The sequence below is a fragment of the Variovorax glucosi genome (assembly GCF_051216695.1).
Lineage (GTDB): Bacteria > Pseudomonadota > Gammaproteobacteria > Burkholderiales > Burkholderiaceae_C > Variovorax.
Genome location: NZ_JBPJZE010000002.1, coordinates 415,463 through 431,787, shown reverse-complemented (window position 1 = coordinate 431,787; position 16,325 = coordinate 415,463). Strand labels below are relative to the sequence as shown.

General features: G+C 64.9%; 4 protein-coding genes. All 4 read left to right on the top strand.

Going from position 1 to position 16,325, the window contains the following annotated elements; translation table 11 throughout:
- Positions 1-140: 140 nt before the first annotated feature.
- The 4 genes from ACSFA3_RS10335 to groL all read left to right on the top strand — a co-directional run bounded on the left by ACSFA3_RS10335 (position 141) and on the right by groL (position 16,076).
- The gene (locus ACSFA3_RS10335) at positions 141-7,607 is read left to right on the top strand and encodes a hypothetical protein (protein ID WP_435505355.1); all 7,467 of its coding nucleotides are present in this window, start codon (positions 141-143) and stop codon (positions 7,605-7,607) included.
- Positions 7,608-7,641: 34 nt separating this feature from the next.
- Complete coding sequence (locus tag ACSFA3_RS10330) at positions 7,642-13,950, top strand: autotransporter-associated beta strand repeat-containing protein (protein ID WP_435505354.1); 6,309 nt, start codon at positions 7,642-7,644, stop codon at positions 13,948-13,950.
- A 155-nt stretch (positions 13,951-14,105) separates the two neighbouring features.
- Positions 14,106-14,396 carry a co-chaperone GroES gene (locus ACSFA3_RS10325; protein ID WP_435505353.1) on the top strand — a complete coding sequence of 97 codons (291 nt, stop codon included), beginning with the start codon at positions 14,106-14,108 and terminating at the stop codon, positions 14,394-14,396.
- Positions 14,397-14,423: 27 nt separating this feature from the next.
- On the top strand, positions 14,424-16,076 hold the full coding sequence (groL, locus tag ACSFA3_RS10320) for a chaperonin GroEL (RefSeq protein WP_435505352.1): 1,653 nt from the start codon (positions 14,424-14,426) through the stop codon (positions 16,074-16,076).
- The last annotated feature ends 249 nt before the right edge of the window (positions 16,077-16,325 follow it).

Here is a 16,325-nt window from a genome sequence, read left to right as displayed (position 1 = left end):
GGCGGCGCAGGAAAGAAAAGACCCGGTCTGCGGCACGTCCGAACAGAAAGCCCGAAGAAATGAATCAGCGAAACGAACACCGTTCCCGGTCGACGGCAGTTCGCCGCAGATGGGCGGCGGTTGCGACAGGCGTCTCGCTGGTGGCCACCTTCCTGGCGGCAAGCCCCGACGCCGTTGCTGCGACCCCGCCGGCAGGTCTCGTCATCCGAACCACGGCAACGGCCAGTTATCTGCCGGCAGGCTTTTCGCAGATCGAACGGACCAGTTCGAACACAGTGACCGCCGTCATCCGTGCCGTCGAGGCTCTGACGCTGGACGGCGAAGCGCGGGTCGCGAAAGCGCCCGATGTCGATGCGACGCTCAACTTTCTGCTGCGCAATACCGGCAACGTCGACTCCAGCTATGCCTTCGCGTTGACGAACGGCGGCAGCTGCGCCGGCACGGACAACTTCGATCTCTCCGCATTGCGCGTCGTGCTGGACGCGAACAACAACGGCGTCGCCGATGCCATCGAACCCACGCTCGCCAGCGCCGCGGGGCTCACGCTTGCGCCGGGACGCACGGCAAGCCTGCTGATCCAGGGACACGTCCCGAATCTGCCGACGGGCGCGGCCTGCATCACGCTCGAAGCGACGACCCAGTCTCAACACGTGCTCGCTCGCGCCGCCACGCTGGTGACGATCGGCGCGAACCCGGTGCTGGCGATCACCAAGACCGCCGCTTTCGACGGGCCGCTGGTACCGGGCGCGAGCAAGGTCGACTTCAACATCGACGCGCAAAACATCGGCGTGCGCGCTGCCACACCGACCGCAACGGCCAGTCCTGCAGCGACACCCATCGTCCTCAACGGCGTGGCGACCTCGCTGGTACTGCTGCGCGACGTGCTCCCCGTAGGCACGCAATACATCGCAGGCACGCTGCGTTCGGCCGCCTGGGGCGCCATGCGGCTGTTTCGTCTGCCGGGCGACCCGGCTTTCAACTACCGCACGACCGAGGATTCGTCAGCGCAGGAAGTCGCGATCGGCGTGGCTTCGCTAGCGCCGAATGCAGGCCTTGCGATGCGGTTTTCTGCGCGGGTGCTGGCGGAAGCGCCGGCCGATGTCGTGAATCAGGGCCAGCTCTATTACAGCGACGGCACGGGCTCGACGGCGGCAGGCTCCAACCATGTGGTGCTCGGCACGTCGGCGGAACGCATCGGCATCGCCAAGAGCGCGCTGCCTTCGAGGCAGAACGTCGATGGCAGCGGCGCGCTCGACGGCACTGCCACCGTCCGGTTTTCGCTGCTGGTGCGCAACTACGGCGGCACGCCGCTGTTCGACGTGCAGGTGCTCGACGTCCTCGAAGGCAGCGCGGCCACCGCCTTCGGTGTCTACACGCTGCAACCGGTGCCGGCGGTAGGCCAGTACACGGTGGTCGCGGGCAGCGTCAACATCCACAACCGCGTGGGCTCGAGCACCATCGCCAAGGCATCGGCAACCTTCACGGGTGGGATCAACGCCAAGGCACGCCTGCTCGACGCCGGCGGATTCCTGCCGTCCGGCGGCGAATTCGTCGTCGACTACGACGTGCGCGTCCATCTGGGTGGGCGCCAGGTCGCCCTCCTCAGCAGCGCGGTCGCGCAGGCCGCCCGCAACCAGGGCTCGGCACCGACCGTAACCGACGATTCCGTCGACGGCATCGATCCCGACCCGGACATCGACGGCAATCCGAACAACAACGCCTCCCCGACCCCCATCCCGACCCAGCTCGCCGGCCTGAGCATCGTCAAGACCGCCGGCCTGCCACGCCGCGTGGCGGAAGACGTCTACGAGATCGACTACCTGCTGTCGGTCGCCAACAAGGGGCGGGCAAGCGCACCGAACGTGCGTGTCATCGACAACCTCGAATGCATCGTGCTGGGCGGTCAGGCGGCGTCCAACATCGCTTCGTGGCAACTGGTGGGCACGCCGGTCGCAAGAAAGGGCGTGCTGAAGATCGCCTCCACATACACCGGCCGGGCGCCGTGCGATACCTCGGCCCTGGCGTCGGTCGATGCGGTCCAGAGCGCACCGCTCTCCGGCGCACTCAGCCTGACAGACGGCAGCCGCGCGCTGGCGGTCGACCAGAGCGAGGAAATTGCCTTCACGGTGCGCGTGCAGCGCAAGAGCGCTGCGGTTCGGACATCGGTCGAAAACAAGGCCTGGGCTGCTTCCTTCATCGAGAACACGCTCGCACCCGCGCAAGTGCTCAGTGCCGGTGCCAGCGCATCGCACGTCTTGCTGGTCGATCCGCAGGGCGTCGTATACGACTCGGTCACGCGCCTGCCGGTCGAGGGCGCCATCGTCCGGTTCGCGAGGCAGTCCTGCGAGAACGGTCCGGCGGCGGCGATCCAGGCCGACCAGATCTACCTCGGCGATTCGGGCCGCTACACCTATGCAGCGGATGGCAGCGTGTCGATGAAGACGAACGCTCAGGGCGAATACCAGTTGTACTGGAACGTGCCGCCCGTGGCGGACGTGTGCGACTACGGCGTGAGCGTGCAGCCGCCGCCGGGCAGCGGCTACCTGAACGCGTCCGGCTCCATTCCTCCGTTACCCGGTCGTTTCGCGACCTGCGGGCTCGTCGTACCTCAGGCGACGGCGCCGCAAGGCAACGACAGCACCGATCACTACCGCGTTCTCCGATCCGGCTTCGATGCACGCACGAACACGGCCTGCGAAGCTGTCCATAACCACCTCCCTCTCGACCCGCCCGGCGTCCGCAGCGGGCTGCTGCTCAAGAAGGAAGGCAACAAGACCAAGGCGGAACTCGGCGATTTCGTCGATTACGCGCTGCAACTCACCAATCGCAGCGGCGCCGACCTGACCGGCATCGATCTGCAGGACACGCTGCCGCCCGGCTTCGCCTACGTCAAGGGCAGCACCCGCTTCGACGGCAAGCCGGCAGCCGATCCGGCCGGCAGCACGGCACTGCGATTCGCATATCCGGCGCATACGCTCGCCAACGGCGCGACGGCCGCAGTGCGGTATCGGCTGCGCATCGGCGTCGGCGCCACGTCCAATGGCGAAGCGATCAACCGGGCGCGCGGCACGGCAAACGGCGTGCCGTCCAACGACTCGGCATGGCGCGTCTACGTCAGCGGCGGCGTGTTTTCCGACGAGGCTTACGCGTTCGGCAAGGTGCACCTCGACTGCAACCGCAACGGCGAGCAGGACGGCAACGACGAGCTCGGCATTCCCGGCGTGCGCCTCTATATGGAAACGGGCACCAGCGTCATCACCGACTCCGAAGGCCGCTGGAGCCTCTACGGCCTCAAACCCGTAACGCATGCGCTGCGCCTCGACGTGTCCACCCTGCCCGCCGGCGCCCGCCTTGCGCCGTGGGATCACCGCAACGCAGGCGCAGCCGACAGCCGATTCGTGGACGTGAAGAAAGGCGAGTTCGCCAAGGCGAATTTCCTGGTCGACAACTGCCAGGACATCGCCCTGGTCGAGGCCGTCAAGGCACGCCGCGAGAACGCCGCAAAGGCGGAGGCAACCATCGTCGGCGCCGTCGCCACCCGACTCACGACCGACAACCGCACCACGGCGATCGGCGATGTGCGTTCGCTGCCGGCGGCCGGTGCACTGTCTTCCAGCGGCGCGGCGATGGCAGGCACGGTGCCGGTTGCAGAACCGCTGGTCCAGGTGCCAGGCCGGCTGGCTTCCAACGGTGGAATGGGAAGCATGGGAGTCATGGCCAGCGCGCTCCTGCCGCCCGCGCTGGTCACGCGCTCGCTGAATGCCAGTGGCACGCGCTTGTCGGCACCGCCCGCCGCACCAGGCATCGTCGATCTCGAAACGGTCGTTCCCGGCCTGGACGCGAAGCCCGGCTTCATCGAACTCAAGGACGGCGACGTTGTCGCAGCGCGGTCGGTCAATGTGCGCGTCAAGGGCCCGCTCGGCGCGGGACTGCGCCTGAAGGTGAACGGCGAGCACATACCGGACACCCGCGTCGGCAAGAAGGCCAGCCTGCCTTCCGCCGGCGTCAGCGCCTGGGAATACATCGGCGTCGTGTTGCGCGCTGGCGTCAACGCGCTGGAACTCGTCGAGATGGACGATTTCGGCAACGCGCGAGGTGGTGCCGCATTGCAGATCACCGCGCCGGACGAGCTCGGCCGCATCGCCTTCGTGCCGCCGGCTGAACTGCGCGCCGATCCGCTGCAGCCCGTCGTCGTCCAGTTGCGCCTGACCGATGCACACGGCGTCGCCGTGACCGCCCGCACCGCGGTCACGCTGGAAACCGATCGCGGCCAGTGGCTGAACGACGACCTGAACCCGGCAGAGCCCGGCATCCAGATGTTCATCGAAGGCGGCAGCGCCGACCTGCGTCTGCAGCCGCCCGCAGAGCCCGGCACCGTGCGCATCCGCGCGAGCACCGGTCCCATCGTCAACGACGACACGCTGGTTTTCCTGCCTGCGCTGCAGCCGATGACCGGTATCGGCATCGTCGAAGGCGTGCTCGACCTGCGGCGGCACGGCAGCACGCGGATCGACGCACCCGGCGCTTCGAACGCGTTCGAGGCCGAGATCTCGGGGCTGAGCCGACAGTCCGGCAACGCCCGTACCGCCGCTCGCGCCGCCTACTACTTCAAGGGCACCGTGAAGGGCGAATATCTGCTGACCACCGCCTTCGATTCCGACAAGACCGTTCGCGACCGGCTATTCCGCGACATCCGCCCCGACGAGCTCTATCCGGTCTACGGCGACAGCTCGGTGAAGGGATTCGACGCCCAGAGCACGCAAAAGCTCTATGTGCGCATCGACAAGAACCGCTCATATCTCCTGTACGGCGACTTCACCACCGCCGGTAGCCCCGAAGTGCGGGAACTCAGCCAGATCACGCGCGCATTGACCGGCATCAAACATCAGTATCAGAGCGACGGAACTCGCGTCGTTTCCTACGCCAGCCGCACCAGCGCGACGCAGCAGATCGAGGAGATCGCCGCAAACGGTCTGTCTTTCTACAGCCTGCGCAGCGCAGGTGCAGGCGATATCGCCGGCAACAGCGAACTCGTCGAACTGCTGGTGCGCGACCGCAACCAGCCAAGCCTCGTGCTCTCGCGCACGCAGCTCACGCGCTTCACCGACTACAGCTTCGAACCGATCTCCGGGCGGCTGATCTTCGTGAGCCCGATTCCGTCGATCGATCTCGGCGGCAATCCGCAATCCATCCGCGTCACCTACGAAGTCGACAACGGCGGAGCGCAATTCCTGGTGGCCGGCACCGATGCACAGGTCAAGCTGGGCGACAACCTGCAGCTCGGCGCAGTAGCAGCGCGCGACGCCAATCCGGCGAACGCCCGCAACCTGGTCGCCGCGACCGGACTGGCCCGGCTTGGCGAGAACACCGTGGTCACCGGCGAACTGGTGTCGACCGAGTCGGATCTCAGCGGCAAAGGCGCGGCGCAACGGCTGAGCGTGCGGCACGACAGCGGCGGTACGGCCAAGGACAGCGGAAACCTCAAGGCTCAGGCGCAGGTCCTGCACACCGACACCCGCTTCGACAACCCTACCGCCACCAGCGCCGCCGGCAGAACCGAAATCACTGCGCGCGCCGACTACAGACTGGACGACACCACGCACCTGCGCGCCGAAGGTCTGAGCAGCCGCGACGAGGTCGTCCGGCAGCGTTCGCTCTTTTCGGACGCGCAACCTGCCAGCCTGAACAGCGCTTCGTCCGGTGCCGCGGCGACCGAACGCCGCAGCATCTCCGTCGCCATCCAGAAGAGGCTCGGCGAAGACCTCGTCGCCGAAGTCGGCCTGCGACACGGCAACTACAGCGGCACGGCCGCCGGCAGCTTCGACTACGGCCAGGTCTCCAGCACCGGTGCGGCAGGCATCCCCGCAGTCGGCAGCTACGGCAGCGCGACCAGCAGCACGGCCAACGGATCGGAAAGCACCACCACCGTGCGCGCCCGGCTCACGGCCACGGTGCCGAACATCCCGCAGGCTCAGGTGTTCGCCGAAGCCGAACAGGACGTGAGCGACAGCGACCGCCACGGACTGGGAATCGGCGGCACCTACGCGCTGACCGAAAAGACGCGTCTCTACGGCCGCTACGAGCTCGCCTCGACGCTCGCGCAGACCGCCAGCCTCGGCGGAACCGCTGCCGGCAATTCGACCGTGCTCGGCATCGACAGCACATACATGGAAGGCGGCCGCGTCTACAACGAGTACCGGCTCGGCAGCGACAGCGGCGCCGGCCAGAACGCGACCGGCTTGCGCAACAGCTTCAAGGTCAGCGACACGCTGCGCCTGACTGCCGGTTTCGAACACACCCGTGCCTTCGAACAGAAGCCGACGACGACCGACGAAGGCGCTTTCGCACCGCCTTCGGTAGGCAATTCGACGGCCATCGCGACGGGTGCCGACTATGCGAACGGACCGTGGCGCGCGAGCGGCGCGCTCGAAGTCCGCAAGGCGAGCCAGCAAGACTCCGCGCTGCTCGGCCTGGGCGTCAGCTACAAGCTCGACAGCGACTGGACCGCCCTCGCCCGCTCTACCATTATCGACACGCGCAGCGACAACGGCGGCAGCGACTTCACATCCCGACAGCAGTTGGGCTTCGCATGGCGCCCGGCGACGAGCGACCGCTGGAACGGCCTGGCGCGCTACGAGCACCGCATGCAGCGCGTGGCAGCCGGCACCGACGGCAACGCCGCCGCGCTCGACCTGGTCGGCGTATCGGCCAACGCCAGCCTGCCCGGCACGCAGCGCACGCACATCGTCAGCGGCCTCCTCAACTACAACCCCCAGCGCGGCGATGTCGTCACCGGCCGCTACGCCGTCAAGATCTCCGACATCGACGATGCCATCGCTTCGTCGCGCTACTGGGCGCAACTGGTCCATCTGCGCTACACCCGCGACATCGCCACCGACTGGGACGTCGGCATTCAGGCCGGAACGATGCTCGGGCGCGGCGGTGCGCGGCAGAACACGCTGGGATTCGAGGTGGGCTACCAGGCGTTGAAGAACGTCTGGGTCTCGGCCGGCTTCAACTTGCTGGGGCTGCGCGACCCGGATCTGGCTGGGGCGGATCACACCAGCCAGGGTGTCTATCTGCGGCTGCGGTTCAAGTTCGACGAGAAGACATTGGGACTGGTGACGCCGGAAGGACCGACACCGGTAGCCGTACGCATTGCGTATGCGCCGCCCGTCGCGTCGATCAAACCATTGCGCGAACTTGACTGGCGTGACGGACAGGTGCTACCCGAGAGAGTCGAATGGCGTGAGGACGACATCTTCATGCCGGGGAGCGTGGAATTGACGCCCGAAGGTGCCGCACGCATGGAAGCACTCACAGTGCGACTGGGAGCGGAACACGTCGGCACGGTCAGTCTCACCGTCGGTCACGGCGACCTTGTGGCAGTGAAGGATGAGGCACGAAGCAACCTGTGGCTGGCGCGTGCAGCTGCGCTGCGGCGGGTGCTAGGCGCTCAGGGACCGCGAGAGATCGATATGGAGGTCGACTCGCAGATGCTGATTCAACTGCCTCCATCGGCGACGAACGACGACGCAGGCCGCAAGGCGCCACGCGCACTCGGCTTGGCCGTAGTTGCGACACCCGCACCGTTCACGAAACCGTGATGCGGGACAAAAAAACACTCGACGGAGCGCTTACATGACTGCACTCGCACTCAGGCATTGCGCAGTTGCCGCATTGCTCACCGCTTTGTGGGCAAGCCCCGCACATGACGCTCACGCCGCCACCCGTACCCTGCGCACGGACATCGGTTATCCGTGGATCAACGATGGCGCGGCGGCCAACTGGGTCGAAGGCGTGTTCCCAGTCGCCGCAGACAACATCGTCCTGAACGGTTCCGGACAGTTGGGCGGCTTTTTCAGTCCGACGTACAACAGCATCAAGTTCTACGACATGGCAGCCTGCTACACGGGCGGAACCGTGACGGTCACGACGAACTTCACCCTGCACTCCGGTACGACATGCGGCTGGGGAGACCAGGTTCACGGACTGAACGTCACGGGAAACATCTCCATCGGCGCGACGATCGGTGCGCATCTGAACGGATTCGCCGCGACGGCGGTCGGCGGCAATGTCACCGTCGGCACCGCAGCGCCCAGCACATGGACGCTGTCGAGTGGCAATGCAACGGTCGGAGGGGTACTCAATCTCGGAACTTCCGCCGCCAGCTACGGAAATCTGAATCTCAACAACCGCACCCTGAGCGTACCCACGCTCAACGGCAATGGCGGCACCATCTTCTTTCAGACCACTGGCCAGCTGACACTTACTGGTGGGGCCAGCACGCTGGGCGCAGCGACCGCAGTCAATGGCGCGGGCATCCTCAATCTGTCAAGTGCGGCGACCAACCTCACCATCGACGCCAGTGCTGCCTACCCGTTTCCGATCGTCATCAGCGGACCGGGGCGCATCGTCAAGACGGGTGCCGGCGCGCTCAACCTGAGTGCAGTCAACACCTATACGGGGACGACGGCGGTGAACGGCGGAACGGTTTCCCTGTCGAACTGGAATGTGGATTCGTCCGCCGGCGCATGGGGAAACAGCGCAGGTGCGATCCAGATGGCGGGTGGCGGCGCCGATTACACGGGAGCGAGTGCGAGCGGCATGTTGCGCAGCGTCAACTTGTTGTCGGGGAGCAATACCTTCAACATCGTCAACGCGGGGACGACGCTGAACTTCAGCGGTGCGCACAACCGGTTCCAGTCGACGGGCGGCAATCTGGTGAAGACGGGCGCCGGGACTCTGCAGCTTGGCGACGCCAACATTTCCAACAGCGCGATCATCGGCAAGGTCGCTGTCAATGCCGGTACCCTCGAATGGTGGGCCGGCAGCAGCATGCCGGCACCGGCGTCCCTGGTGCCGGATTTTCTGACGCTGAACAATGGGGGGACGCTGGGGCTTTCGTTCCCCGGCGCGAACACGGTCAGCGCCAATCTGGGCATGAAGCTGTCAGGCACGGCGACGATCGCTACGGCCGGCAGCCCTACGATTCCGGGCGTGATCGGCAACGGTGCGAGCGCCGGGGGGTTTGCCAAGACCGGCACGGGAATGCTGACGCTGAGTGGCTACAACACGTACACCGGGCTCACCACTGTCAACGCCGGAACGCTCATGATGGCCAACGCCAGCGGCACCTTGCGCCCCAACAACAACATCACGGTCAACAGCGGTGGAACGCTGACCACAGTTCCAAGCACCCTGAGCAATTTTGTTTATGGAACCGAGGCGACAGGTACAGGCAACATCACGCTAAACAGCGGCGGAAAAGCGACTACCGGCAACGGCGTGGCCATCACGCTCCGCGGGCAAAACTTCATTCTCAATGGAGGTGAGCTGGCAAGCGGCACGCCAAGCACGGCCTGGGGATCCTGGATCCTGGACGAAGGCTCAGCGGTAACCGTCAACACAAGCTCGGTCATCTCCGCGTCCAATCTGAATCTGCGCGCCGCCAATACCAACGTCATGGTCGCAAGCGGCCAGACGCTCAATGTGACCGGGACGCTCACTACCAGCAGTGGCTCAGGTACGCCCAGCGGACCGAATGGCGGATTGACCAAACTCGGCGCGGGCACGATGAACCTTTCGGGGGTCAACACCTACAAAGGGGCTACGACAGTCACTGCTGGCACGCTGGTAGTGCAGAACACCACTCAAACCGCCTCATTCGGGATTGCGTCGGGTGCTGTGCTGGAGTTCAACAGTTCGGCTGGCACCAACTATTCCGCGATGACATTCAGTGGGTCAGGAACATTGCGCAAGACTGGAACCGGTACCGTTAATTGGGGAATTGCCTCCGCAACGTTCGCGTTCGACGCGGGAGCCTTGATCGACGTACAAGCCGGCACTCTCATCGGTGGAAGCAACAATAACGACGTCTGGACCGGCAACCTTGCGTCCTTGACGATCGCATCGGGCGCAGCGTTCAGTACCGCGGAGGCAGCGGTCCGTATCGATTCGCTTCAAGGTGCCGGTTCGTTAGGCGTGAGCCATGACACCGCCAATTTTCCCGTGTCCGGGATCACCGTCGGTGTGAATAACGGCGACGGTGTTTTTTCGGGAGTCATCGCAAGCTCACCAAGTGCTACGGGCATAACGGCGAACTCGAAAAGCTTTACCAAAGTAGGTACCGGAACCCAAACGTTGTCTGGGGCCAATACCTATGTAGGCATTACCGCTGTGTCGGCGGGAAAGCTTTTTTTCAATGGCAATCAGGCAGCAGCCACAGGTGCAATCAACGTCGCCTCCGGCGCCACGCTCGGCGGCAGCGGCACGCTCGGCGGCGCGGTCACCATCAGCAGCGGCGGCACGCTGGCACCCGGCAACAGCCCCGGCGTCATCACGATGGCCGGACTTTCGCTGCCCACCGGCGCCATCCTCGCCATGGAACTCGGACAGGCGGGCGTCATCGGCGGGACTTTCAACGACCGTGTTCAGGTGAACGGCAACCTCACGCTCGGCGGTGGAACCGTCGACATCACCGTGCCGACGACGCCCGCCGGTACATTCACTCCAGGCACCTACCGGCTCATCGACTACACGGGCACGCTGACGAACACAGGGGGCCTTGTCATCGGCACAGTTCCTGCGGGTCCCAGCGCCGCGAACATGTACATCGATGTCAACACGACCGCAAAGCAGGTCAATCTCGTCGTGCGCGACGCGACATACGTGAACTGGGATGTCACGCCGCAGAACGACGGCGTCGTGAACGGCGGCACGGGCGTCTGGAATGCGGGCGTTGCCGGCGGCAGTACCAATTGGACCAGCAGTGCAGGCGGTGCGAACTCGGGCTGGTACAGCGGCGGTACGGCGGTTTTCAGCGCTACGGCCGGAACGGTCAATATCGACAACGCCCTCGGCGCGGTCAACATAGGCGGGCTGACTTTCAATGCAACCGGCTACACGCTCAGCGGCGGAACGATCAACGGCTCGGCTGCAAGCAATGTGTTGACGGCGGGCGCAGGCGTCACAGCGACTGTCGGCAGCCTGATCACAGGTGGACCGTTCATCAAGCAAGGGCCGGGCACAATCCTGTTGAGCGGTGCCAACATTTCCTACACCGCAGCGACTTCGATCGCAGGCGGCACATTGGCGCTCAAAAACGACGGAATCTACTATTCCTCATCGCCGACGAGCGTGGCGTCGGGTGCAACGCTCAAGCTGATCGCCACGGGCAATCAGAGCAACAGGGACACTCCGATCACGCTCGCGAGCGGCGCGATCCTGGAGCACGAGGGGCTTCTGAACTGGACCGTCTGGGGGCCTGCCGTCACCAGCACGGGCGCCACGACGATCAACCAGACGAGCACCTCGACCGGCGCATCGGGCCGGGGGTTCTACCCCGATGGTGGCCTGGCCGGCTCAGGCACGGTCACTGTCAATGGTGGCAGTGCCGGCAGCGGGGTGAACTTCCGCATGTCCAAAAGCACCTTCTCCGGAACGATCGTCGTCAATGGGATTGCAAGCATCACGCCATTCAGCGGCAGCGGTATAGGCGTCGCAGGAAGCGAGACGAGCCTGCAGAACGTCGACTTCACGGTGAACGGCACGATGGAACTGGGAATCACCGGCATCGGCTGGGCCAACAACGCTGCGAGCGCGTTCACGCTGGGCGCGCTGAACGGCACCGGGGTGGTGGTGAGCAACAGCCCGACCGGCGGCGTCACGAAGATGCTGACGGTCGGCAACACCAACACCGCCGGGTCTTTTTCAGGTGTGGTCGCAAACGGAACCGGCACCGTCACAAGTCTGGTCAAGACTGGCAGCGCGGCCCAGACCCTAAGCGGACTCAACACTTACGGCGGCACAACGACGGCGAGCGGCGGCACGCTGAAACTCGGCATCAGTGGCGCATTGCCGTCGACGACCGCCGTGACAATCGCCCCCGGCGCCACACTCGATCTGCAAGGCATGACGCAAAGTGTGAAGTCGGTCGCCAGCACAGGCACGGTGGCGTTCGGCACCTCCGGCCGCCTCACACTGACAACCGGCGCTAGCAGCGTCGGCGTCATCACAGGCACCGGCACGATCACCATCAACACAGGCGCCACGCTAACGCTGACCTCTGCGCTCGCCAACGCTGACATCAACATCGTCCTCAACGGCGGCACGCTCAACCTCGGCACCTTCACCCACAGCATCGGCACCGTGACCGTCAACGCCAACAGCACGCTCGACTTCAGCAGCACGGGCAACGCGCAGCTGACCACCACCTCGCTGACCCTCTCTGCCAGCAACACGCTCGCAGGCACCAACTGGACCCAGAGCGGCGATCGCTTCTACGCCGGAGCGTTCGTCGGCGCGGCGCGCAACACGATCGGCATCGCGCCAATGAATCGCATCACGCTCGGGGGCAACGCTGCAGCCGCCACCGTCTGGCAAACCGACAATGAAATCACCCTTCAGCTCGACCCCAAGCTGCGCATCTCCAAGACGTCCAACGGCGGCATCGGCAGCTTCGTATTTCAGCTGACGGGCCTTTCGACGGCCAACGACAGCATCGCCACGGTCGCGAGCGGCGTCGCCGTCCAGGGCAGCGGAACTGTCTTCGGCACGTCGGGCGTGGCGGCGACGATCGCGGAATCGGGCGTACCTTCCGGCTGGCCGGCCAATCCGCTGTCGGCAAGTTGCACCGACGCAAACGGCGCCTCCAATGCCAACGGCACCGCGACGTTCGGTACGCTGGCAGGCAATACGCTGTCGATCGCCGCGGCACGCATGCTGCAGGGTGCCGACATCGCGTGCAGCTTCGTCAACACACTCAACTCCATCTCGGGCATCGTCTTCAACGACGGCGGCGCTCCGACGGCGGGCGTGAATACCGGCGTTCCAAACGACGGGTTGCAGAACGGCAGCGAGGCGGGCCTGGCCGGCGTGAGCGTAGGGCTCACCGACTGCGCAAGCGTCACGCATGCGGTTGCCGTCACCGACAGCGCGGGGCGTTACGTACTGAACGCGCCGGCGGCGGCAGCCGGACAGACAGTCTGCGTGCGGCCGACACTGGTCGCAGGCCAGCGCGCCACAGGCGCCAATGTCGAAGGAACAATCGCGCCGGATGCCGCTACCACGACAGTCGGCGGATCTGCGTTCGTGTATGGACGCGTGACAAGCCGTCTTTCCTTCATCGAACCCGCCAGCGGCACCCGAACCCTGAACTTCGGCCTGGTGCCCGAAAGCACGCTGGCCGCCAACAGCAGCAGGAGCGCTGCACCCGGCGCAACCGCCATGCACGCCCACACCTTCGTCGCCGGCACGGGCGGCAGCGTGAGCTTCGCCTCGGGTGCGTCGACTGCGACGCCCGAGATAGCCGGCTGGAACGAGGTGATGTATCTCAACCCCGGCTGCGCGACCAGCGTGCCGCCCGGCGCCACCAAGCTGAGCCCGCCGAGCGTGGCGCAAAGCGTGGTGCAGGGCCAGACCGTGTGCTTCTTCGTTCAGGCTTTCGTCCCGGCCGGAGCCGTCAACGGCAGCAGCAACAGCGTGCCGGTGATCGCCACGCTGAACTTCACGAACGCCGCACCGCTGCTCACCGCCACCTACACCGTGACCGACGTGACGATGTCCGGTACCAGCGCGCTGTCGCTGCAGAAGGAGGTGCGCAACATCACCACCGGCGGCGCCTGGGGAACCAGCAACCAGGCGAAATCGGGCGACACGCTGGAGTACAGGATCACATATGCCAATCCGAGCGCCGTGCCGCTGACCACGGTCGTCATCATCGACGGCACCAACCACTACACGACCTTCGTCAGCGCCAGTGCATCGACGATCTCTCCAGCCTTGGGCAGCTGCACGCTGAACACCCCGAACAACCCGGCACCGGCCGCAGGTGTTCCCTGCATGCCGTCGCATGCAGACTCGGGCAAGGGCACGGTTCGCTGGGAATTCAGCGGAACGCTCGCGCCGGGCGCGACCGGAACGGTGAACTACTCGGTGCTGGTCGACTGAATCGGCCCCGCAGACCTGCTCTTGAAAACGTGAGGAATGCCCTTATCATTAGCACTCGCTGAGGCCGAGTGCTAACCGCTGGGCTTCCAGACGATGGGCTCGCAGGCTTTCGCCTGCAGCCCGCAACAAACCCCGTTTCAAATTCAGGAGATGCTATGAAACTTCGTCCTTTGCACGATCGCGTGATCGTCAAGCGCATTGACAGCGAAACCAAGACCGCCTCTGGCATCGTCATTCCCGACGCAGCCGCAGAAAAGCCCGATCAGGGCGAAATCCTGGCTGTCGGTCCCGGCAAGCGCAACGACAAGGGCGAGCTCGGTGCGATCAGCGTCAAGGTCGGCGACCGCGTCCTGTTCGGCAAGTACAGCGGCCAGACCGTCAAGGTCGATGGCGACGAACTGCTGGTGATGAAAGAGGAAGACCTCTTCGCCGTGGTCGAGAAGTAATCAACAACTGAATCCGGAGAAATCATCATGGCAGCAAAAGACGTCGTATTCGGCGGCGAAGCCCGCGCTCGCATGGTCGAGGGTGTGAACATCCTCGCCAACGCAGTCAAGGTCACCCTCGGCCCCAAGGGTCGCAACGTGGTGCTCGAACGCTCGTTCGGCGCCCCCACGGTGACCAAGGACGGCGTGTCCGTCGCCAAGGAAATCGAACTCAAGGACAAGCTCCAGAACATGGGCGCGCAGCTCGTGAAGGAAGTGGCTTCCAAGACTTCGGACAACGCCGGTGACGGCACCACGACCGCTACGGTCCTGGCTCAAGCCATTGTTCGCGAAGGCTTCAAGTACGTCGCAGCGGGCATCAACCCGATGGACCTTAAGCGCGGCATCGACAAGGCGGTCACCGCTCTCGTCGCCGAGCTGAAGAAGGCTTCCAAGCCGACGACCACGTCGAAGGAAATCGCACAAGTCGGCTCGATCTCGGCCAACAGCGATGAAACCATCGGCAAGCTCATCGCCGACGCGATGGACAAGGTCGGCAAGGAAGGCGTCATCACCGTCGAAGACGGCAAGTCGCTCGACAGCGAGCTCGACGTCGTCGAAGGCATGCAGTTCGACCGTGGCTACCTGTCGCCGTACTTCATCAACAACCCCGAAAAGCAATCCGCGATTCTGGACAACCCGTTCGTTCTGCTCTACGACAAGAAGATCAGCAACATCCGTGATCTGCTCCCGACGCTGGAACAGGTCGCGAAGTCGGGCCGTCCGCTGCTGATCATTGCCGAAGAAGTCGAAGGCGAAGCCCTCGCAACCTTGGTCGTGAACACGATCCGCGGCATCCTGAAGGTCGTTGCCGTCAAGGCGCCAGGCTTCGGCGATCGTCGCAAGGCCATGCTGGAAGACATCGCCATCCTGACCGGCGGCAAGGTCATCGCCGAAGAAGTCGGCCTGACGCTCGAGAAGGTCACGCTGGCCGACCTGGGCCAGGCACAACGCATCGAAGTGGGCAAGGAAAACACGATCATCATCGACGGCGCTGGCGCAGCCGGTGACATCGAAGCCCGCGTCAAGCAAGTGCGCGTGCAGATCGAAGAAGCTTCGAGCGACTACGACCGCGAAAAGCTGCAGGAACGCGTGGCCAAGCTGGCCGGCGGTGTTGCAGTGATCAAGGTCGGCGCCGCCACCGAAGTCGAAATGAAGGAAAAGAAGGCACGTGTCGAAGACGCCCTGCACGCTACCCGCGCTGCAGTGGAAGAGGGCATCGTTGCTGGCGGCGGCGTCGCTCTGCTGCGCGCCAAGCAAGCTGTCGGCGATTCGATCAAGGGCGACAACGCGGATCAAGACGCCGGCATCAAGCTGGTGCTCAAGGCCGTCGAAGCTCCTTTGCGCGAAATCGTGAACAACGCTGGCGGCGAAGCTTCGGTGGTGGTGAACGCGGTGTTGGCCGGCAAGGGCAACTTCGGCTTCAACGCTGCGAACGACACCTACGGCGACATGCTCGAACTGGGCATCCTGGACCCGACCAAGGTCACGCGTACCGCACTGCAGAACGCAGCATCGGTCTCGTCGCTCCTCCTCACGACCGAAGCGATGATCGCCGAAGCACCGAAGGATGAAGCCGGCGCCGGCGGCGGCATGCCAGACATGGGTGGCATGGGCGGCATGGGCGGCATGGGTATGTGATCTGTTGCTCGCCCCCAGGCTTGCGCACTTCGTGTCGCAGCGCCTACCCCCTGCCGGGGGCGACACCGGCGGACTGGCAGAGCCAGATCCGCGGTGTCCCGCGAGCAGATGGGAATGCAGGGTGAGCCGGTTTCGTTAAAAAAAGCCCCGCAGCGCAAGCTGCGGGGCTTTTGCTTTTGCGGTGATCGCAGGCCAAGATTGCGCATCGCACAACGAGGAGTACGCCACGATGATGGTGACTATGAAGAA